Raw genomic sequence first — 19,288 nt, forward strand, 5'->3', positions numbered from 1 at the left:
CCCGACCGCACCGCTCCCGACCGCACCGCCCCCGACCGCACCGCCTCCGGCCTGGCCGCCCTCCGCGGGCGGCGCCGCGGAGCCGCCGGTGTCGGCGGCGGGCCCTTCGGCTTCGGCGGGCGGTATGCCGTCGTGCGGCGCCGCGCCGGGTACGGCGTCCTCGGGCGCCTCCCGCTCGTATCCGTCCTCGTGCTGCTCCATGCGATGCCCCTGCCCCGGTTACAGTGCCGCGCCGGCCCCCGGTACGGCCCGGCCGCCCACTCGGCGGCCGCGCGGCCACAGCGCGGGGCCCAGTATTCCGAAGCCGGTGGGGCGCTGTCCGTGCTCCGACGTCACGGCTTTGTGAGAATTTGGACACCGGGTTCGGCGGACGGGGTGCCCGCAGGCCCTGCCGCGGGAGCGGCCCCGGCCCGCTTGCCCTCGGCACCCGCCGTGCCCTCGACGCCCTCGGCGCCCTCGATCGCGAGGATCCGGTGCAGCCGGGTGGCCACCAGCAGCCGCCGCATCTGGGGCGGCACCTCGCGCAGGACGAGCCGCCGCCCGCAGCGGCCCGCGCGGCGGTGCGCCCCCATGATCACGCCGAGCCCCGTGGCGTCCCACGAATCGAGCTCCGTGAGATCCAGCACGAGGTCGCCGTCCCCGGAGTCGACGGCGCTGTGCAGGACCGTACGGGCGTCCGCGGCGCTGCGGACGTCGAGTCGGCCTCCGACGACCAGCTCCGCGTGGTCGCCCCTGATGTGCATACAATCTCCCCGAGTTCGGCGTGCGCGTCCGTAAGTCCGTGTCGTGCTGCCTGCGTGGGCCGTGCGGTTTCACCACAACTGACTGCCGCGGCGGGGGCGAAGTTGCCGTCCGTGTTCCAACCGATACCGAGTTCACCCGCGCGGGGGGCTCAGTGGTCGTAGAAGCCCTGCCCGCTCTTGCGCCCCAGGTCCCCCGCGTCCACCATGCGCCGCATCAGCTCCGGCGGGGCGAACTTGCCGTCCCTGGACTCGGTGTAGATGTTCTCCGTGGCGTGCAGCAGGATGTCCACACCGGTCAGGTCGGCGGTGGCCAGCGGCCCCATGGCATGGCCGAAGCCCAGCTTGCAGGCGGTGTCGATGTCCTCGGCCGAGGCGACGCCCGACTCGTAGAGCTTGGCGGCCTCGACGACGAGGGCCGAGATCAGCCGGGTGGTGACGAAGCCGGCGACGTCGCGGTTGACGACGACGCAGGTCTTGCCGACCGACTCGGCGAACCGGCGGGCAGTGGCGAGGGTTTCGTCGCTGGTCTTGTGGCCGCGCACCAGCTCGCACAGGGCCATCATCGGCACCGGCGAGAAGAAGTGCGCGCCGACGACCCGCTCCGGGCGCCCGGTGGCCGCCGCGATCTTGGTGATCGGGATGGCCGAGGTGTTGGAGGCGAGCACCGCATCGTCGCGTACCAGCTGGTCCAGCGCGGCGAAGATCTCCTGCTTGACCTCGATCTTCTCGAAGACCGCCTCGACCACGACATCGGCGTCGGCCGCGCCGTCCAGCTCGGTGGTGGTGGTGATCCGGGCGAGCGCGGCCTCGGCGTCGGCGGCGTCCAGCCTGCCCTTGCCCACGAACTTGTCGTAGGACGCCTTGATGCCGTCGGTCCCCCGGGTGAGCGCCTCGTCCGTCACATCGCGGAGCACCACGTCCCACCCCGCCTGGGCCGAGACCTGTGCGATACCGGACCCCATGAGTCCGGCTCCGATGACGGCGAGCTTCTGCGCCACGGTCTTCACCCTCCACCGCGTTGTTACCACTGTCCGTTGGGCGGACACTAGCGGTTCCGGCCCGGCTGTGGGCGGTGAAGAGACGCGGATCACGTCTCACATGGCGGACATCACACTCGATCAGCCGCCCGCGCGCGTCGCGTAGTTGAGGAACACGTCGGTCGTCAAAGTTTCAAACGCATCGAGCTTGGCGAGCGAGTCCGCGGCGACCTCCTCCACCGGGGTGCCGTCCGCGACGGACAGCACCGCCGAGCGGAAGAGGACGTTGCTGAATCCCACCAGCTGACTGGCGACCAGTTCGGGCAGCGGGTCGCCCGGCGCCGCGCCGGTCTCCGCGCGCAGCGTCTCGGTCAGCCGTTCGGTCGTCCGGTGCTGGATCAGCATGAGCCGGGCCAGCAGTACGGGCGACTCGCGGATGCAGCGCATGAACCGGTCGTAGCCCTCCATCATCCCGGCGTAGATGCTGCGGTCCCGGATGGCCTGGCGCATCTGGCCGAGGATCGCGTCCGCCGCCGACCACCCCGGCTCCCGCTCCCGGACCGCCTTCGCCGGGCGGTCGGTCATCTCCTCCGCGCGGTCGAAGAAGAGGTCCTCCTTGGTCGGGAAGTAGTTGTAGACCGTGTTCACCGAGACGTCGGCGGCCTCCGCGATCTCGGCGATGGTGACGGCCTCGAAGCCGCGCTCCAGGAACATCCCCGTGGCGATGTCCGAGATCCGCTCGCGCGTCTCCCGCTTCTTGCGCTCCCTGCGGCCCTCGGTCGGGGCGGTGCCGGCCATGCCTCCACCGTAGACGCCTGCTGGCCTCGATGAAATATTGGGGTCATTGCAAAATTTAAGCCTCTCTGTTTTTCTGGTCGGCATGCCAGCCGTCATCCACACCTCCGGGCTGACCCGGACCTTCCAGACCAGGACCCGCACCGTCGAGGCCGTACGGGGCATCGACCTGACCGTCGAGCGCGGCGAGATACTCGGCCTCCTCGGACCGAACGGCGCGGGAAAGACCACCGCCCTGCGCATGCTCACCACCCTCCTGCCCCCCACCGCCGGCACCGCCACCGTCGCGGGCCGGGACCTGGCGCGCGACCCGGCCGGCGTGCGCCAGGGCATCGGCTACGTCGCGCAGTCCGGCGGCGTCGACCCGAACGTCACCGTCCGCGAGGAGCTGACGACGCAGGCCCGGCTCTACCGCGTCCCGCGGACCGAGGCCCCCGCGCGCGCCGGGGAGCTGGCCCGCGAGCTGGACCTCGGCGACCTCCTGGACCGCAAGTGCGCGGCCCTGTCCGGGGGGCAGCGCCGCCGCCTGGACATCGCGATGGCCCTCACCCACCGCCCCGGGCTGCTCTTCCTCGACGAGCCGACGACCGGCCTCGACCCCGGCAGCCGCGCCGCGCTGTGGGGGCTGATCCGGCGGCTGCGCGCCGAGCGGAACACGACCGTCTTCCTCACGACGCACTATCTGGACGAGGCCGACGCGCTCGCCGACCGGCTGGTGATCGTCGACCAGGGGCGGATCGTCGCCGAGGGGACGCCCGCGCAGCTGAAGGCGGAGCACGGCGGCTCCCCGGACGCGAGCCTGCAGGACGCCTTCCTCGCGATCACCGGGCGCGGCGCCGCGCCCCAGGACGAGACCCCGGTGGCGGTGTGACGATGACCCGCCTGCCGCAGCTTCTCAGCGACACCGGCGTCATCGCCGGGCGCTACATCCGGCAGACCGCCCGTTCCCGCATCGCGCTGCTGTTCGGACTGCTCCAGCCGCTGCTCTTCCTGGTGCTGTTCGGCCCGCTGCTGCGGGACGTTCCGCTGGGCGGCTCCGGCGACTCCTGGCAGACCCTGGTGCCGGGGCTGCTGATCCAGCTCGGGCTGTTCTCCTCCGGGTTCGCGGGCTTCCAGATCCTCGTCGAGAAGCAGTACGGGGTGATGGAGCGGATGCGGGTGACCCCGGTCAGCAGGCTGGCGCTGCTGCTGGGCCGGATCGTGCGGGACGTGCTCCAACTGCTCCTCCAGTCCACGCTGCTGGTGCTGGCCGGCGTCGCCTTCGGGCTGCGCGCTCCCGTGCCCGGGGTGCTGCTCGGCTTCGTCTTCGTGGCGGTGCTGGCCGCCTCGCTGGCCTCGCTGTCGTACGCGCTGGCGATGCGGGCCCGCACCCCGCAGGAGTTCGCACCGATCGTCAACTCCGTCAACCTGCCCGCGATGCTGCTCTCCGGGATCCTGCTGCCGATGAGCCTCGCCCCGGCCTGGCTGGACGGGATCTCGCACGCGGTGCCGTTCCGCTATCTGGTGGACGCGGTACGCGCCGCGTTCGTGGGGGACTACGGCGGCGGCACGCTCGCCGTCGGCGCCCTCGTCGGCGCCGCGCTGGCGGCGGCGTCGCTCGCGCTGGGCACCCGGCTCTTCCGGGGAGCCGCCCTCTGACGCCGGGGGCTACGCTCGGCACATGGTTAACCTCACCCGGATCTACACCCGTACCGGCGACAAGGGCACCACCGCGCTCGGCGACATGAGCCGCACCCCCAAGACCGACTCCCGTATCGCGGCGTACGCCGACGCCAACGAGGCCAACGCCGCGATCGGGGCCGCCCTGGCGCTGGGCGCGCTCGGCGACGAGCTGAAGACCGTCCTCACGCGCGTGCAGAACGACCTCTTCGACGTCGGCGCCGACCTGTCCACCCCCGTCGTCCCCGACCCCGAGTTCCCGCCGCTGCGGGTGGAACAGGAGTACATCGACAAGCTGGAGGCCGACTGCGACCGCTTCCTGGCCGGGCTGGAGAAGCTGCGCTCCTTCATCCTGCCGGGCGGTACGCCGGGCGCCGCGCTGCTGCACCAGGCGTGCACGGTGGTGCGGCGGGCCGAGCGGTCGACGTGGGCGGCGCTGGAGGAGCACGGCGAGACGATGAACCCGCTGACGGCCACCTATCTCAACCGGCTCTCGGATCTGCTGTTCATCCTGGCCCGCACGGCGAACCTCGCCGAGGGCGATGTGCTGTGGGTGCCCGGCGGCGAGCGGTAGCCCGCGTCCGGCGGGTCGCCCCGCCGGACCGGACCGCTCACCCCTCGCGGGACTTGGGCCGGGCCCTCACGTGCATGCGCTCGCCCTGGCGGCCGAAGAGGCTGAGCACCTCCACAGGCCCCTCCCCCGTGCTCCCGAACCAGTGCGGCAGCCGGGTGTCGAACTCGGCCACCTCGCCCGCGCCCAGCACCAGATCGTGGTCGGCCAGCACCAGGCGCAGCCGGCCGGCGAGCACATAGAGCCACTCGTAGCCCTCGTGCGTCACCGGCTGCGGCGTGCTCCGTCCGGCCGGAAGCACCATCTTGAAGCTCTGCAGCGGGCCGGTCTGCCGGGTGAGCGGCAGCACCGTGTTGCCGTTCACCTGCTTCGGTCTCAGCCGCACCCGGGGGTCGCCGACCTCCGGCGCCCCCACCAGCTCGTCCAGCGGCACCTGGTGCGCCTGCGCGATCGGCAGCAGCAGCTCCAGGCTCGGGCGGCGCTGGCCCGACTCCAGCCGGGAGAGGGTGCTCTTGGAGATACCGGTGGCCTCCGCGAGCGCCGTCAGCGTCACCCCGCGTTCGGTGCGCAGCCGTCTGAGCCGGGGGCCGACCTCGTTCAGGGCCTGGGCGATGGGGGGTGAGTGCTCCACCCGCCCATTGCACCCCGGCGCTCCCGGGATCGGCAACCGTCGTTGCGGTCAGGCCCCGAACTCCCGCTCGATCCAGCCCACCGCGAACCGCACCGCGTCCCCCGCGTCGAACAGGTGGCTCTCCCCCGCGCCGACCGTCCCGCGCGTGCCGATGCCCGCCGCGAGCATCGCGCGGGCGATGACGGCGAACGGCCACTCGCCCTCCGCCACCGCGTCCAGCGCGGCGTAGTCGAACGCGCCGTCCTCCGAGTCGATGTCCCAGAAGCTCCGCCACACCCTCTGCCCCGACAGCGGGTCGAGCACCGGCTGCTCGTAGCGCACATGGCGCTTGCCGGGCGCCTCGGCCAGCGCCTCCGCGTGGTGCAGCAGGGTGAGGGAGTCCAGCGGGGCCCCGAGCAGCAGCACCCGGCCCTCCTGCTCCACCAGCCGGGCGAGGGGCGAGCCGGGGCCGTGCGGGTCGTCCCACGCGTGGCCGTCGGTCAGCTCGGCGGCACGGGCGCCGACGGCGGCGAAGCTGACGTCGGGGTGCCTGCTGCGCCGGGCGCCCGGCCAGTGCCGCAGCGCCTCCGGGAGGCGGCCATTGGCGTGGTCGGCCTCGCTCACCACCGGGTCGTAGGCCGGGTGCGCGGCGCGGACGGCCTCCCGCCACTCCTCGGGCCAGGAGGGCAAGTCGTAGGGCGGCGCGTCGTTCCACCCCGTGTACGCCAGCAGCGTGCCGCCCTCCCCGACGGCCTCCAGCAGCGCCGCGATCACGGTCGGCGGCCCGCCGGGGACGTAGCCGAGCGCGGACAGCTCGGTGTGGAACATGACGGTGTCGCCCTCCCGCACGCCCAGGGCCCGCACGTCGCGCGTGATCCGCTCCCCGGTCACCGGGCCGCCGGAGCGCTCCAGCAGCGCGCGTTCGTCCATGGACTCCCCTCACGGCGACGACGGCGGTGACGACAATGACGGCGAGCGCACAGGTTACGCCCCTCCCGACGCCCGCCACATCACCGCTCCCGGTGTCCCGCCGGCTCCTCGTACTGGTGCTGCTGCCCGGCAGGGGCCTGCTTGGGCCACAGCGTGTAGCTCAGCGCGACGATCACGGCGATGACCGCCACGATGCCCATCCGGGCCTGCCACCCGCGCAGCGACTCGCTCTGGTCCGCGTTGTCCACGTACCACACGGCGCACTGGAGCAGCCCGGCGGCGATCGCGGCGGCCCCGACCGTGCGCAGGCAGTGCTTCCACTCGTGCAGGGCGCGCGCCATCCCGTAGCGCGGCGGCTTCGCGGGGCGGGGGCCCTTGAGGACGCGGTGCACGAAGTGGCGGTCGGCCCAGGTGACCATGTAGTGACCGTAGGTGATGCTGAAGCCGATGTAGACGGCGGCGAGGCCGTGCCGGAAGTCGGGGTCGGCGCCGTTCTTCAGGTCGATCGCGGTGACGATCAGCAGCACGACCTCCAGCAGCGGCTCGCACAGCAGCACGGCGGCGCCGGTACGCGGCATCTTGGCGACGTAGCGCAGGGCGAGCCCCGCTGCGAGCAGCACCCAGAAGCCGACCTCGCAGATGACGATCAGCGTGACGATCACAGCCGCCCCTTTCGTGTCCCGGCCGGACAGGCCATGGCACCAGGTTCGCCCGCGGGACCCCGCGCGGGCGTCGTCGGAGGCGACGATCCGCGCCGCTCGCCGCTGCGACGAAAGATGCAGTGCCCGGCGGCCCGGCTTCCTCCCGCGGGGCGAGGAGTCGGGCCCGCTTCCGCCCTACGCTTGTGACCAGCGAAAACACGATTGAAGGAGGGTGAGGGGCATGTCGGACGCCGGTAAGCGGGCCGTGGAGGGGACGGTGCTCGTCCTGGCCGGGCTGCCGCTGTGGCGGTTCGCCGACGGAGTGGACACCCCGGTGATCACACTCTCCAGGGCCGGGCTGGTGCTCGCGGTGATCGGCGGGGTCACCCTGCTGCACAGCGCCTGGCTGGCCGTGCGCGGCTCCGGCGCTGTCCGCCGCCCGTGACCCGTGCTGAGATGGAGCCATGCCCGCACGTCTGACCCGCCCGCACCGCGACGACGTGCTCGTCGCCGTGTGCGGACTGGCGGGCGGCCTGCTGCTGTGGGCGTTCGGGCTGTACAACTCGCCGGCGCTGGTGGGCGCGCGCTGGCTCCCGCTGCTGCCGCTGGCGGTGATGTGTCTGCTGGTGCTCGGGCGGCGGACCGCGCAGCCGTGGGTGCTGGTGGCGGCCGTCCCCGTCGAGGCCGCCGACATGCTGACCGGCGGGATACTGGCGACGCTGATCCTGTTCACCGACATCGTCTACGCCGCCGTGCTGTACGGCTCGCCCCGGCTGGGCCGGATCCTGCTGCCGGGCACGGTCGTCTTCACGGTCGCCGTGACCTTCGGGCTGCTGGCCGTCTCCCGCGATCCGCAGGTGCTGCTGGTAGGCGCGCTCACGGGCGGGATCACCATGGTCCCGGCGTGGACGGGCGCGCTGGTCCGCCAGCACAAGGACCGCGCCTCGGCCGAGCGGCTGCGGGCCGAGCAGACCGCGCTGCTGGCCGAGATGGACCGGGCGCAGGCGATCAACGCCGAGCGCTCCCGGATGGCCCGCGAGCTGCACGACGTGGTCGCCAACCATCTCTCGGCCATCGCCATCCACTCCACGGCGGCGCTCTCCCTGGACGACGGCGGGGGCGACGGCGCGGGCGACGGCGGGGGCGACAACGGGGTCGGCGCGGCGCGGCGCGACGCGCTGGGCGTCATCCGGGAGAACAGCGTGCAGGGCCTGGCCGAGATGCGCCGTCTGATCGGGCTGCTGCGAGACGCCTCGGGTGACGCGGAGCCCGCCGCCACACCGTCCCTGAACGGCCTGGAGGCGCTGCTGGCGCGGGCCCGCGGGGACGGCGAGGGCCTGGCGTTCACGCTGCGCGACGCCCGTGCGGACGGCGCCGCGCTGCCCGCGCCCGTCGAGCTCGCCGCATATCGCGTCGTCCAGGAGGCGGTCACCAACGCGCTCAAGCACGCGGCGCCGGGCACCGTCGAGGTGGCGCTGGCCACCGGGGGCGATGTGCTGCGCATCCGGGTGACCAGCCCGCTCGCGGACCGCGACGGGCCGCGCGTCCCGGGCTCGGGCGCCGGGCTGGTCGGGATGCGGGAGCGGGTGGAGCTGCTGCGCGGGGAGCTGACGGCGGGCCCCGTCACCGGCGCGCACGGCGGGAAGGTCTGGGAGGTGTGCGCGGTGCTGCCCGCGCGGGCGGAGGCTCGGAGCGATCGGGAGGAGAGCAGGTGACGGAGGAAGCGCCGGTACGGGTGGTCGTCGCGGAGGACCAGCAGGCCGTACGGGCCGGTCTGGTGCTGATTCTGCGCGGCGCCGGGCCGGGGATCCAGGTCGTGGGCGAGGCCGGGGACGGCGAGGAGGCGGTGCGGCTCGCGCGGACGCTGCGCCCGGACGTGGTGCTCATGGACATCCAGATGCCGCGGGTCGACGGGGTGACGGCCACCCGCCGGATCACGGCGGACGGCCTCGCGGACGTCCTGGTGCTCACCACGTTCGACCTGGACGAGTACGTGTTCGGCGCGCTGCGCGCGGGGGCCGCCGGATTCCTGCTCAAGGACAGCGAGGCGGCGGCCCTGGTGGAGGGCGTCCGCACGGTGGCGCGCGGCGAGGGGCTGATCGCGCCCGCGGTGACCCGGCGGCTGATCGCGGAGTTCGCCGGGGGCCGCGCCGAGCCGCCGGCCGCTCCCCCGCCGGGGCTGTCCGAGCTCACCCGGCGGGAGCGGGAGGTGCTGGGCTGCGTCGGCGAGGGGCTGCCGAACGCGGAGATCGCCGAGCGGCTGGCGATGGCGGAGGCCACGGTGAAGACGCACGTCAGCCGTCTGCTGACGAAGCTGGAGCTGCGCAGCCGCACCCAGGCGGCGATCCTCGCGCAGGAGGTGGGCATCACCGGAGGGTGACGTTCCATCTGCGCGCCGTGGTCCAGACCTATTGACTCAGTGGTACAGACCACTTTAATCTCCCGGTCACTGCGGTGAGCATGCCCCCACGTGCTCGCGAGGCGGCGCAGGTCCATCCCCGTTTCCCCCGGACCGAGGAGCACCTCCGTGAGATCTGCAACCGCACCACCCACCCCCCGCTCCCGACGGCTCAGACGCGCCGGGCGCCGGTTCTCGGCGGCGGCACTGACGCTGGGCCTCTCCCTCGGGCTGCTCAGCGGCGTCGGCCAAGCGGCGGCCCCGGCCGAGAGCCAGGGCGCGGCCGCGACCACCGCGACGGCCGAGTACACCAAGGTCTCCGACTGGGGGACCGGCTTCGAGGGCAAGTGGACGATCAAGAACACCGGGGACGCGCCGCTCGACGGCTGGACGATCGAGTGGACGTTCCCCGCCGACACCAAGGTCACCTCCGCCTGGGACGCCACGGTCACCAACTCCGGGACCACCTGGACCGCGGAGGACAAGGGCTGGAACGGCAGCATCGCGCCGGGCGCCTCCGTCTCCTTCGGCTTCAACGGCACCGGCGGCGGCAGCGCGACCGACTGCACGCTCAACGGCGCCTCCTGCGACGGCACCCAGCCCGGTGACCAGGCCCCGTCCGCGCCCGGCACCCCGACGGCGAGCGACGTCACCGACACCGGCGTCAAGCTGAGCTGGACCGCCGCGACCGACGACAAGGGCGTCAAGAACTACGACGTGCTGCGCGACGGGCAGCAGGTCGCCACCGTCGAAGGGCTGAACTACACCGACTCCGGCCTCAAGCCGGGCACCGACTACGCCTACACCGTCCGGGCCCGGGACACCGCGGACCAGACGGGCCCGTCCAGCGGGGTGCGCCAGGTGCGCACCACCGGCGGCGAGGACCCGCCCACAGGCGACAAGGTGAAGCTGGGCTACTTCACCAACTGGGGCGTCTACCAGCGCGACTACCACGTCAAGGACCTGGTCACCTCCGGCACAGCGGAGAAGATCACGCACATCAACTACGCCTTCGGCAACGTCCAGAACGGCCGGTGCACCATCGGCGACTCCTTCGCCGACTACGAGAAGACCTACAGCGCCGAGGAGTCCGTCGACGGCAAGGGGGACACCTGGGACCAGCCGCTGCGCGGCAACTTCAACCAGCTGCGCAAGCTCAAGGAGAAGTACCCGCACATCAAGATCCTCTACTCGTTCGGCGGCTGGACCTGGTCGGGAGGGTTCGGCGACGCCATGAAGAACCCGGCCGCGTTCGCCGACTCCTGCTACAAGCTCGTCGAGGACGAGCGCTGGGCGGACGTCTTCGACGGCATCGACCTGGACTGGGAGTACCCCAACGCCTGCGGCAAGAGCTGCGACAGCAGCGGCCCGGCCGTGATGCGGGACATGATGAAGGCGTTCCGCGACCGCTTCGGCCAGGACAACCTGGTCACCGCGGCGATCACCGCGGACGCCTCGGACGGCGGCAAGATCGACAAGGCGGACTACGCGGGCGGCGCCCGGTACTCCGACTGGTACAACGTCATGACCTACGACTTCTTCGGCGCCTGGGACGCCCAGGGCCCCACGGCGCCGCACTCCCCGCTGACCTCCTACCCGGGCATCCCGCAGCAGGGCTTCAACTCCGACGCCGCCATCCAGAAGCTCAAGGCGAAGGGCATCGACAGCGAGAAGCTGCTGCTCGGCATCGGCTTCTACGGCCGCGGCTGGACCGGCGTCACCCAGAAGGAGCCCGGCGGCTCGGCCACCGGCCCCGCGCCCGGCAAGTACGAGCAGGGCATCGACGACTACAAGGAGCTGAAGGGCCGCTGCCCGGCCAACGGCAAGGTCGCGGGCACGGCGTACGCGCACTGCGGCAAGGAGTGGTGGAGCTACGACACCCCGGAGACGGTCGCCGGGAAGATGGACTATGTGAAGCGGCAGGGCCTGGGCGGCAGCTTCGCCTGGGAGTTCAGCGGAGACGCGGGCGGCGAGCTGATGTCCGCGATCGACCGCGGTCTGCGGTAGCCGCGCCAGGCGCCACAGGCACCGGATGACGACCGGGGAGACGGGGCCGCCTCCCGTCTCCCCGGTTCCGGGTGCCTGTCGCATTTCCGCCAGCGGGCGGCGCGCGGGGCGGCGAGGCTGGAGGCATGCGCACCCACACAGTGATCGACAGCCCCGTCGGCCCGCTGACCCTCGTCGCGAACGGCGACGGGGCGCTGACCGGCCTCTATATGGAAGACCAGCGGCACCGCCCGCCCCAGGAGACCTTCGGCGTCCCGGACCCGGACGGCTTCGCCGCGGCGGCACGCCAGCTCGGCGAGTACTTCGCCGCGGAGCGCGAGGAGTTCGATCTGCCGCTCGCGCTGGAGGGTACGGAGTTCCAGCGCGCCGTCTGGCGTGAGCTGCGCCGGATCCCGTACGGGGCGACCGTCTCGTACGGCGAGCTCGCGGCCCGGCTGGGCAACCCCGCCGCCTCCCGCGCGGTCGGCCTCGCGAACGGCAGGAACCCGGTCGGCATCGTCGTCCCCTGCCACCGGGTGCTCGGCGCGAGCGGTTCGCTGACCGGGTACGGCGGCGGCCTGGCCCGCAAGCGGTATCTGCTGGACTTCGAGCAGAGCGCGGCCCGGCTGCCCGTCTGACGGGTTCACAGCAGGTGCTGCTCGCGCGCCGCCGCCGTCAGCTCGTCGCGGAAGTCCGGGTGGGCCAGCGCGATCAGCGCCTCGGCACGCTCGGCCGAGGCGAGGCCCTTGAGGTTGGCGGCGCCGTACTCGGTGACCACGTAGTGCACATCGGTGCGCGGGGTGGTGACGGGTCCCGAGAGCCGGGGGACGAGCTTGCTGACCGTACCGCCCCTGGCCGTGGACTGGAACGCCATCACGGATCTGCCGCCCCGGGAGGCGTACGCGCCACGCACGAAGTCCACCTGCCCGCCCGTGGCGGTGAACTGGTGCCCGCCCAGGTACTCGGAGTTGCACGCGCCCGTGAGGTCCATCTCGACCGTGGAGTTAACCGAGACCACGCGGTCGTTGCGGGCGATGACCGACGGGTCGTTGACGTAGCCGACCGGGTGCGACTCCAGGGCGAGGTTCCCGTCCATGAAGCGGTAGAAGGGCTCGTCGCCCATGGCGAACGTGAAGACGGCCTTGCCCCGGTTGACGCTCTTGTGGCTGCCCGTGGCGGCGCCGGAGGAGATCAGCTCCGCGAGCCCGGGGGTCAGCACCTCGGTGTGGACGCCCAGGCCCTCGCGGTCCTTCAGCGCCTCGCAGACCGCGTTGGGCAGGCCGCCCACGCCGATCTGCAGGCAGGCGTGCTCGGGAACCAGCTCCGCGATCCGCTCGGCGATCTGCCGCTCCTGGGGGTGGACGGGGCGCGGGGACAGCTCCGGCAGCGGCGCCTCGTGCTCGACGACGGCATCGACCTCGGATATGTGCAGGGAGGAGTGCCCGAAGACCCGGGGCATCCGCGGGTTCACCTCGACGATCAGCCGGCGCGCCTGGCGGGCCACCGAGCTGGTGTAGTCGTTGTTGGTGCCGAACGTGAACCAGCCGTGCTCGTCCATCGGCGAGACGGTGACGAGGAAGGTGTCCACGGGCACCTGCTCGGCGAAGAGCCGGGACGCCTGGCTGAAGTGGCTGGGGACGTAGTGGACGACCTTGCCGATGCCGTCCTTCTCCGCGCGGGCCGCCAGCTCGCGCTCCGCCCGCTGGAAGAAGAAGGAGTACGGCCGGATGCGTCCCATCAGCTCGTACTGCAGGAGCGTCCGGCGCATGGGCTCCTCGGCGTGGAAGTAGTAGAGCCGCACGCCGTCGACGTCGCCCGCCCGCGCGCGGTCGGCCAGCGCGCGCATCAGCTCGGGCGGCTGCGAGGCGGCTTGGCTCAGCGCCACGGCCGAGCCGTCGGCGATGCGCTCGACCGCGCTGTCGGCGTCGGTGAGCTTGCGCTGGTACACGCCCTGGTACCGCTCGTACGCGAATCCGGGTGCCATCAGTAGTTCGCCTCCCGCTCGGGGGAGTGCCCCCGCTTGTAGATCAGCATGGTGCGTTCGAAGGTCATGACGACGGTGCCGTCCTGGTTGCGGCCCGTGGTGCGGACCGTGACGATCCCCTGGGTCGGCCTGCTCCTCGACTCGCGCTTGTGCAGCACCTCGCTCTCCGCGTAGAGGGTGTCCCCCGCGAACACCGGGTGGGTCGCGCGGACCTTGTCCCAGCCCAGGTTGGCCACCACCTTGGCGCTGACCGTACGGACGCTCATTCCGGTCAGCAGCGCGACGGTGAGCGTGGAGTCGACCAGCGGCCTGCGCCACTCGGTGCGCGCCGCGTACGCGGCGTCGAAGTGCACCTGCTGGGTGTTCATCGTCAGCAGGGTCATCCAGATGTTGTCGCCGTCGGTGACCGTGCGGCCCGGACGGTGCTCGAAGGTGTCGCCCGGTACGAAGTCCTCGTAGTAGAGGCCGGAGGTCTCGCGGTAGCGGTTCGGGGCGATCTCGCGGAACTGCGACGGTGTGTGGTCCATGACGGGTTCTCCTAGACGAGTGGTCACCGGGAGGCGGCGTACGAGGAGGCGTCCGGCAGGCCGGCGAGGATGCGGCGGGCGCGGCGCGCGACCGCCTCGTCGACCATGGCGCCGTCCACCGTCCCGGCCCCGCCCTCTCCGGCCGCGAGCACGCGCCGCGCCCAGTCGCCCTGGGCGGCGGTGGGGGTGAAGACGTCGTTGAGGACGGCGACGTGGGAAGGGTGGATGGCCGCCTTGGCGGCGAAGCCGTAGCTCCGCGCCAGCGACGCCTCCGCACGCAGCCCCTCCGGGTCGCCGAGGGCGAAGAAGGGCGAGTCGACCGCCGGGACGCCCGCCGCCGCTGCCGCCGCCAGCAGCACCTGCCGCGCGTGCCGCAACGGCTCCCAGCCGGGCTCGGCACCCAGGTCGGCCGCGGTGTCGGCGGCGCCGAAGAGCACGGCGGCCAGCGGGCGCCGGGTGCGGAACACCTCGTGGGGGCGGGCGGCCGCGCGGGCGCTCTCCGCCAGCGCGACCAGCCGGGTGCGCTTGCCCGCGCCGTGCAGCAGGCCGTCCAGGAGATCCAGTACGGCGGAGGTCTCGCTCTTGGGCACGACGAGGAGATCGGGATCGGCGGTCGAGCTCAGCAGCGCCCGCAGGTCGCCCACCCCCGCCGGCGTCGCGGGAGAGTTGATCCGCAGCGCCTGGACGGGCCCCGGCGGAGCGGCCACGCCGGGCTGTGCGGCGAGATGGTTCAGGGCCGCGACCCGCGCCCGGTCCTTGGCCGCCGGCGGCACCGCGTCCTCCAGGTCGATGATCTGGACGTCCGCGCCCGCCTCGGCCGCCCGCGGAAAGAGCCGCGGCTCGGTTCCGGGAGTGAACAGCCAACTCCGGGTGCCCGCGAGGTCCCCACTGTCCGCTTTCATTGGTTTAGCCCTCCTCTATTACTTTCGCTCTCGACGTTACGCACAGCGCTTTACCGCGTCCAATAGAATGTTTAGAAGAAAACGATGCGTAGAGCGCAACAGAGGAGGGGCGATGGAGCTGTACCAGCTCCGCTACTTCCGGGCCGTCGCCGAGGCCGGGCACATGGGGATGGCAGCGAGCCGGCTCGCGGTCTCGCAGTCGGCGGTCAGCCGGGCGGTCGCGCAGCTCGAACAGGAGCTGGGCGTGGCGCTGTTCACCCGCAGAGGCCGGGTCATCGAGCTCAACCGGTTCGGCGGCGACTTCCTCGTCACCGCGCGCGAGACCCTGGCCCGCCTGGACCGGGGCGCCGCGGGCGTACGGGAGCTGGCGGGCGAGGACAGCGGCAGCGTGGCGCTGGGCTTCCTGCACCAGCTGGGCGCCGTCACCGTGCCCGAGCTGATCCGCCGCCACCGGGAACGGCGGCCCGGCGTGGGCTACGCGCTGCGGCAGGGCTCCGGACGCGGCGTGGTGCAGGACCTGCTGGACGGGAGCACCGACCTCTGCCTCACCGTTCCCGGCCTCTTCGACCCGGGCGGCGCCGTGCGCTGGCACGAGCTCTTCGAGCAACCGCTGCGGCTGGCCGTCCCGCGCGGCCACCGGCTCGCCCGGCGGGCGCCGGTCGACTTCGCGGAGCTGGCGGACGAGCCCGTCGTCCTGCTCACGGCGGACCACACGCTGCGCGCGATCTTCGACGCGGCCTGCGAGCGGCACGGCGTCCGCCCCCGGGTGGCCTTCGAGGGCACCGACGTCAATACGCTGCGCGGCCTCATCGGCGCCGGCATCGGCCTCGGCCTGCTGCCCGAGGAAGGGCCGACGCGGGAGGTCGAAGAGGTGCGGCTGGCCGACGCGAGCCTGGTCCGCCCGATTGCCCTGGGCTGGATCGAGGACCGCTACATGCCCCCGTCGTCAGCGGCCTTCCGGGAAACGGCGCTGCACAGCGCCCGGTGAGGGAGATGCCGGGCAGGGGCTGCCCCTCGCTGTGCCGTGCGGACTGCGGCTGCCGCCGTGGTTGCGCGCGCAGTTCCCCGCGCCCCTGAAGCGCCCGCCCGGCTAGGCTACGTTTACGCGCTGGCCGGGCGGTGCGGCCTCCAGCCAGGCCAGAAAGCCGGTGAGCGCGTCCTCGCTCAGCGCCAGCTCCACCCGCACCGGCGGGCCGGACTCCCCGCCGCCCACGGCGCAGGCGAGCACCACCGCGTCCGAGAGCAGCGCCACCTCCTCCTCGCCGTGCGGCGCACGCCGCTCCAGGACGTCGATGGCCCCGCGCACCAGTTGGCGGCGGGGCCGAAGAGCGTAGGAGAAGACGCGGAACCATTCGATGCGGTCGCCGTTGTAGCGGGCGATGCCGTATGCCCAGCCTTTTCCGGTGGGCTCGGCCGCCTCCGCCTCGGAGACGTCCCAGCGCAGATTGCAGTCGAACGTTCCTCCAGAGCGCTGGACCAGCCGGCGCCGCACCCCGAAGGCGAAGAGTCCCGCCACCGCCAGCAGGACGACCACGCCGCACAGCAGCAGAGCGAGGACCATCTTCACCGACCTCCTCGCTTCACTCGTCGCACTCCGTGTGCGGCTCTTCGTATGTATGGCTTCAGCCGCGGACGGTCCCGGAGAGCTCCGGGACCACCCGCGGCTGAGTGTGGTCGTACGCGCCGTACGGCGTCAGCGCACGGCCGTCACCGCTCGCAGCCGGACGTCGGCGCGCTTCTCCGCGTAGGCGTCCGCCTGGGACTTGGCCCGCTCCAGCGCGCGCTCGGCGCGCTGGACGTCGATCTCGTCCGTCAGCTCCGCGATCTCCGCGAGCAGCGAGAGCTGGTTGTCCGCGAACGAGATGAAGCCGCCGTGCACCGCGGCGACGACGGTGCCGTCGCCGCTCTCGCCGGTGGTGCGGATGGTGACGGGGCCGGACTCCAGCACGCCGAGCAGCGGCTGGTGGCCGGGCATGACACCGATATCACCCGACGAGGTGCGCGCGACGACCAGGCTGGCCTCGCCCGACCAGACCTTGCGGTCGGCGGCGACCAACTCGACGTGCAGCTCAGCCACTGTGGCTCCTCTAACTGGGATGGAGAAAGGATACGGGGTGCACGGGCGGGCGCGCGCACGGGTACGCGCGCCCTGCCGCACGGCGTCAGGAGACGCCCAGCTCCTTGGCCTTGGCCTTCAGGTCCTCCAGGCCGCCGCACATGAAGAACGCCTGCTCCGGGAAGTGGTCGAAGTCACCGTCCGCGATGGCGTTGAACGCGGAGATCGACTCGTCCAGCGGAACGTCCGATCCGTCCAGACCGGTGAACTGCTTCGCCGCGTGCGTGTTCTGCGACAGGAAGCGCTCGATCCGGCGGGCGCGGGACACCGTGAGCTTGTCCTCCTCGGACAGCTCGTCGATGCCGAGGATGGAGATGATGTCCTGCAGGTCCTTGTACTTCTGCAGGATCCCCTTGACCCGCTCGGCGCAGTCGTAGTGCTCCTGCGAGACGAACCGCGGGTCCAGGATCCGGGAGGTGGAGTCCAGCGGGTCCACCGCCGGGTAGATGCCCTTCTCCGAGATCGGCCGCGAGAGCACCGTGGTGGCGTCCAGGTGGGCGAACGTGGTCGCCGGGGCCGGGTCGGTGAGGTCGTCGGCGGGGACGTAGATCGCCTGCATCGAGGTGATCGAGTGGCCGCGGGTGGAGGTGATGCGCTCCTGGAGCACACCCATCTCGTCCGCCAGGTTCGGCTGGTAGCCCACGGCGGAGGGCATCCGGCCGAGCAGCGTGGAGACCTCGGAGCCGGCCTGGGTGAAGCGGAAGATGTTGTCGATGAAGAACAGCACGTCCTGCTTCTGGACGTCGCGGAAGTACTCGGCCATCGTCAGGCCGGCCAGCGCGACGCGGAGCCGGGTCCCCGGCGGCTCGTCCATCTGGCCGAAGACCAGCGCGGTCTGCGGGAGCACACCGGACTCGTCCATCTCCTCGATGAGGTCGTTGCCCTCACGGGTGCGCTCGCCGACACCGGCGAACACGGAGACGCCCTCGTGCAGCTTCGCCACACGCATGATCATTTCCTGGATGAGCACGGTCTTGCCGACGCCCGCGCCGCCGAACAGGCCGATCTTGCCGCCCTTGACGTACGGGGTCAGCAGGTCGACGACCTTCAGACCGGTCTCGAACATCTCGGTCTTGGACTCAAGCTGGTCGAAGGCCGGGGCCTTGCGGTGGATCGGCCAGCGCTCGGTGACCTCGGACTCGGCCTCCGGCTCGTTCAGGATCCGGCCCAGGGTGTTGAACACCCGGCCCTTGGTGACATCGCCGACGGGCACCGTGATGCCCTCGCCGGTGTCGGTCACCGGGGCCTGGCGGACCAGGCCGTCGGTGGGCTCCATGGAGATGGCGCGCACCAGGCCCTCGCCGAGGTGCTGGGCGACCTCCAGGGTGAGGGTCTTGCGGGCGCCGTCCGCTGACGGGTCCAGCACCTGAACGGTCAGCGCGTTGTAGATGTCCGGCATCGCGTCGACGGGGAACTCCACGTCGACGACCGGGCCGATGACCCGCGCGACGCGGCCGGTGGCCGCGCCGGTCACAGGGGCCGTCTCGGTAGCAGTGGTCATTTAGCGGTCACTCCCCGCGTTAGCGTCAGCCAGCGCGCTCGCGCCACCGACGATCTCGCTGATTTCCTGGGTGATGTCGGCCTGGCGGGCCGCGTTGGCAAGCCGCGTCAGCGACTTGATGAGGTCCTCGGCGTTGTCGGTCGCCGACTTCATCGCCCGGCGGGTGGCGGCGTGCTTGGAGGCCGCCGCCTGGAGCAGGGCGTTGTAGATCCGGGACTCGACATACCGCGGCAGCAGCGCGTCGAGGACGTCCTCGGCCGAGGGCTCGAAGTCGTACAGCGGAAGGATCTCGGGGCCGCCGCGCTTGATGGCGCCCTCGATCACCTCGGCCGACTCCGCCGCGGTCTTGGTGAAGGTGAGCGGCAGCATCCGGTTGTCCACCGGGGTCTGCGTCATCATCGAGACGAACTCGGTGTAGACGATGTGCAGCTCGTCCACGCCGTCCTTGGCCCCGGTGTCCGCCTTGATCGCCTCGATCAGCGGCGCCGCGACGGCCTTGGCGTCCGCGTACGACGGCTCGTCGGTGAAGCCCGTCCACGACTGCTTGACCGCGCGCTCGCGGAACCGGTAGTAGGCGACGCCCTTGGAGCCGACGATGTAGTTGACGACTTCCTTGCCCTCGCCGATGAGGCGGTTGGTGAGCTGGTCCGCCGCCTTGATGGCGTTGGAGTTGTACCCGCCCGCGAGACCGCGATCGCTCGTGATGAGCAGCACGGCGGCCCGGGTGGGGCGCTCCACCTCGGTGGTGAGCCAGTGCTGCACGCCAGACCCCTGGGCCACGGCGGTGACCGCGCGGGTCAGCTCCGTCGCGTACGGCTCGGAGGCCGCCACCCTGCGCTGCGCCTTGACGATGCGCGAGGCGGCGATCATCTCCATCGCCCTGGTGATCTTCTTGGTCGCAGTGACGGATTTGATCCGCCGCTTGTAGACCCTGAGCTGGGCACCCAT

General features: G+C 72.2%; 21 protein-coding genes and 2 pseudogenes. 9 read left to right on the plus strand and 14 right to left on the minus strand.

Features of this window, described 5'->3' with window-relative positions:
• The 4 genes and pseudogenes from G5C65_RS03310 to G5C65_RS03325 all read right to left on the minus strand — a co-directional run.
• A pseudogene (locus tag G5C65_RS03310) lies at positions 1–201 on the minus strand (hypothetical protein); the annotation flags it as partial.
• A 251-nt stretch (positions 202–452) separates the two neighbouring features.
• Positions 453–743, minus strand: a pseudogene (locus G5C65_RS03315) (STAS domain-containing protein); the annotation flags it as partial.
• A 149-nt stretch (positions 744–892) separates the two neighbouring features.
• A complete protein-coding gene (locus G5C65_RS03320) occupies positions 893–1,741 on the minus strand; it encodes a 3-hydroxyacyl-CoA dehydrogenase NAD-binding domain-containing protein (RefSeq protein ID WP_165297059.1) in 849 nt (282 codons plus the stop codon).
• 120 nt (positions 1,742–1,861) lie between these two features.
• A complete protein-coding gene (locus G5C65_RS03325) occupies positions 1,862–2,518 on the minus strand; it encodes a TetR/AcrR family transcriptional regulator (RefSeq protein ID WP_165297060.1) in 657 nt (218 codons plus the stop codon).
• Between the two features lie 82 nt (positions 2,519–2,600).
• On the opposite strand from G5C65_RS03325, the gene G5C65_RS03330 reads away from it, so the two are divergent.
• Genes G5C65_RS03330 through G5C65_RS03340 form a run of 3 tightly spaced genes read left to right on the plus strand, consistent with a single transcriptional unit; the run spans position 2,601 to position 4,748 of the window.
• Positions 2,601–3,386, plus strand: coding sequence for an ABC transporter ATP-binding protein (locus tag G5C65_RS03330; RefSeq protein ID WP_165297061.1), 786 nt, complete (start codon positions 2,601–2,603; stop codon positions 3,384–3,386).
• 2 nt (positions 3,387–3,388) lie between these two features.
• On the plus strand, positions 3,389–4,153 hold the full coding sequence (locus G5C65_RS03335) for an ABC transporter permease (RefSeq protein ID WP_165297090.1): 765 nt from the start codon (positions 3,389–3,391) through the stop codon (positions 4,151–4,153).
• A 22-nt stretch (positions 4,154–4,175) separates the two neighbouring features.
• Positions 4,176–4,748, plus strand: a complete 573-nt coding sequence (locus G5C65_RS03340) for a cob(I)yrinic acid a,c-diamide adenosyltransferase (protein WP_165297062.1) — start codon at positions 4,176–4,178, stop codon at positions 4,746–4,748.
• 37 nt (positions 4,749–4,785) lie between these two features.
• On the opposite strand, the gene G5C65_RS03345 is transcribed toward G5C65_RS03340, so the two are convergent.
• The 3 genes from G5C65_RS03345 to G5C65_RS03355 form a co-directional block, all read right to left on the minus strand.
• On the minus strand, positions 4,786–5,376 hold the full coding sequence (locus G5C65_RS03345; RefSeq protein ID WP_165297063.1) for a helix-turn-helix domain-containing protein: 591 nt from the start codon (positions 5,374–5,376) through the stop codon (positions 4,786–4,788).
• A 48-nt stretch (positions 5,377–5,424) separates the two neighbouring features.
• Positions 5,425–6,285: an aminoglycoside 3-N-acetyltransferase gene (gene aac(3) / locus G5C65_RS03350; RefSeq protein WP_165297064.1), complete on the minus strand. Its 861-nt coding sequence runs from the start codon at positions 6,283–6,285 to the stop codon at positions 5,425–5,427.
• Between the two features lie 80 nt (positions 6,286–6,365).
• On the minus strand, positions 6,366–6,947 hold the full coding sequence (locus tag G5C65_RS03355) for a hypothetical protein (protein WP_165297065.1): 582 nt from the start codon (positions 6,945–6,947) through the stop codon (positions 6,366–6,368).
• Between the two features lie 220 nt (positions 6,948–7,167).
• On the opposite strand from G5C65_RS03355, the gene G5C65_RS03360 reads away from it, so the two are divergent.
• From G5C65_RS03360 to G5C65_RS03380, 5 genes are all read left to right on the plus strand, one after another.
• On the plus strand, positions 7,168–7,371 hold the full coding sequence (locus G5C65_RS03360) for a DUF5708 family protein (RefSeq protein ID WP_165297066.1): 204 nt from the start codon (positions 7,168–7,170) through the stop codon (positions 7,369–7,371).
• Positions 7,372–7,390: 19 nt separating this feature from the next.
• Positions 7,391–8,641 (plus strand): sensor histidine kinase, encoded by a 1,251-nt coding sequence (locus tag G5C65_RS03365; RefSeq protein ID WP_165297067.1) that lies wholly within the window; start codon positions 7,391–7,393, stop codon positions 8,639–8,641.
• Entirely contained in the window at positions 8,638–9,306 is a 669-nt protein-coding gene (locus G5C65_RS03370; protein WP_165297068.1) for a response regulator, read from the plus strand. The genes G5C65_RS03365 and G5C65_RS03370 overlap by 4 nt, the downstream gene beginning before the upstream one ends.
• Positions 9,307–9,453: 147 nt before the next feature.
• Positions 9,454–11,331, plus strand: a complete 1,878-nt coding sequence (locus G5C65_RS03375; protein WP_420903269.1) for a glycosyl hydrolase family 18 protein — start codon at positions 9,454–9,456, stop codon at positions 11,329–11,331.
• 125 nt (positions 11,332–11,456) lie between these two features.
• On the plus strand, positions 11,457–11,948 hold the full coding sequence (locus tag G5C65_RS03380; protein ID WP_165297069.1) for a methylated-DNA--[protein]-cysteine S-methyltransferase: 492 nt from the start codon (positions 11,457–11,459) through the stop codon (positions 11,946–11,948).
• A 5-nt stretch (positions 11,949–11,953) separates the two neighbouring features.
• On the opposite strand, the gene G5C65_RS03385 is transcribed toward G5C65_RS03380, so the two are convergent.
• The 3 genes from G5C65_RS03385 to G5C65_RS03395 are packed head-to-tail and all read right to left on the minus strand — an operon-like array spanning position 11,954 to position 14,723.
• The gene (locus tag G5C65_RS03385; protein WP_165297070.1) at positions 11,954–13,294 is read right to left on the minus strand and encodes an acetyl-CoA hydrolase/transferase family protein; all 1,341 of its coding nucleotides are present in this window, start codon (positions 13,292–13,294) and stop codon (positions 11,954–11,956) included.
• The gene (locus G5C65_RS03390) at positions 13,294–13,821 is read right to left on the minus strand and encodes a MaoC/PaaZ C-terminal domain-containing protein (RefSeq protein ID WP_165297071.1); all 528 of its coding nucleotides are present in this window, start codon (positions 13,819–13,821) and stop codon (positions 13,294–13,296) included. Before G5C65_RS03390 ends, G5C65_RS03385 begins: the two co-directional genes overlap by 1 nt.
• Positions 13,822–13,844: 23 nt before the next feature.
• Entirely contained in the window at positions 13,845–14,723 is an 879-nt protein-coding gene (locus G5C65_RS03395; protein WP_165297072.1) for an aldolase/citrate lyase family protein, read from the minus strand.
• Positions 14,724–14,835: 112 nt separating this feature from the next.
• Between G5C65_RS03395 and G5C65_RS03400 the strand changes: the two genes are divergently transcribed.
• Positions 14,836–15,711: a LysR family transcriptional regulator gene (locus tag G5C65_RS03400; protein ID WP_165297073.1), complete on the plus strand. Its 876-nt coding sequence runs from the start codon at positions 14,836–14,838 to the stop codon at positions 15,709–15,711.
• A 102-nt stretch (positions 15,712–15,813) separates the two neighbouring features.
• On the opposite strand, the gene G5C65_RS03405 is transcribed toward G5C65_RS03400, so the two are convergent.
• From G5C65_RS03405 to G5C65_RS03420, 4 genes are all read right to left on the minus strand, one after another.
• Positions 15,814–16,284: a DUF2550 domain-containing protein gene (locus tag G5C65_RS03405; RefSeq protein ID WP_165297074.1), complete on the minus strand. Its 471-nt coding sequence runs from the start codon at positions 16,282–16,284 to the stop codon at positions 15,814–15,816.
• Between the two features lie 132 nt (positions 16,285–16,416).
• Positions 16,417–16,800 (minus strand): F0F1 ATP synthase subunit epsilon, encoded by a 384-nt coding sequence (locus G5C65_RS03410; RefSeq protein ID WP_165297075.1) that lies wholly within the window; start codon positions 16,798–16,800, stop codon positions 16,417–16,419.
• Between the two features lie 85 nt (positions 16,801–16,885).
• Positions 16,886–18,340, minus strand: a complete 1,455-nt coding sequence (atpD, locus tag G5C65_RS03415) for a F0F1 ATP synthase subunit beta (RefSeq protein ID WP_165297076.1) — start codon at positions 18,338–18,340, stop codon at positions 16,886–16,888.
• On the minus strand, positions 18,341–19,288 hold the full coding sequence (locus tag G5C65_RS03420; RefSeq protein ID WP_165297077.1) for a F0F1 ATP synthase subunit gamma: 948 nt from the start codon (positions 19,286–19,288) through the stop codon (positions 18,341–18,343). It lies immediately after the preceding gene.

It is taken from the genome of Streptomyces boncukensis (genome assembly GCF_011045075.1).
In the GTDB taxonomy this organism is placed as follows: domain Bacteria; phylum Actinomycetota; class Actinomycetes; order Streptomycetales; family Streptomycetaceae; genus Streptomyces; species Streptomyces boncukensis.

Coding starts and splice junctions, on each gene's coding strand:
- G5C65_RS03420 (WP_165297077.1), bottom strand. CDS start 19,288: ATGGGTGCCCAGCTCAGGGTCTACAAGCGGCGGATCAAATCCGTCACT.
- G5C65_RS03395 (WP_165297072.1), bottom strand. CDS start 14,723: ATGAAAGCGGACAGTGGGGACCTCGCGGGCACCCGGAGTTGGCTGTTC.
- G5C65_RS03335 (WP_165297090.1), top strand. CDS start 3,389: ATGACCCGCCTGCCGCAGCTTCTCAGCGACACCGGCGTCATCGCCGGG.
- G5C65_RS03400 (WP_165297073.1), top strand. CDS start 14,836: ATGGAGCTGTACCAGCTCCGCTACTTCCGGGCCGTCGCCGAGGCCGGG.
- G5C65_RS03385 (WP_165297070.1), bottom strand. CDS start 13,294: ATGGCACCCGGATTCGCGTACGAGCGGTACCAGGGCGTGTACCAGCGC.
- G5C65_RS03380 (WP_165297069.1), top strand. CDS start 11,457: ATGCGCACCCACACAGTGATCGACAGCCCCGTCGGCCCGCTGACCCTC.
- G5C65_RS03360 (WP_165297066.1), top strand. CDS start 7,168: ATGTCGGACGCCGGTAAGCGGGCCGTGGAGGGGACGGTGCTCGTCCTG.
- G5C65_RS03365 (WP_165297067.1), top strand. CDS start 7,391: ATGCCCGCACGTCTGACCCGCCCGCACCGCGACGACGTGCTCGTCGCC.
- G5C65_RS03325 (WP_165297060.1), bottom strand. CDS start 2,518: ATGGCCGGCACCGCCCCGACCGAGGGCCGCAGGGAGCGCAAGAAGCGG.
- G5C65_RS03340 (WP_165297062.1), top strand. CDS start 4,176: ATGGTTAACCTCACCCGGATCTACACCCGTACCGGCGACAAGGGCACC.
- G5C65_RS03330 (WP_165297061.1), top strand. CDS start 2,601: ATGCCAGCCGTCATCCACACCTCCGGGCTGACCCGGACCTTCCAGACC.
- G5C65_RS03405 (WP_165297074.1), bottom strand. CDS start 16,284: ATGGTCCTCGCTCTGCTGCTGTGCGGCGTGGTCGTCCTGCTGGCGGTG.
- atpD (WP_165297076.1), bottom strand. CDS start 18,340: ATGACCACTGCTACCGAGACGGCCCCTGTGACCGGCGCGGCCACCGGC.
- G5C65_RS03390 (WP_165297071.1), bottom strand. CDS start 13,821: ATGGACCACACACCGTCGCAGTTCCGCGAGATCGCCCCGAACCGCTAC.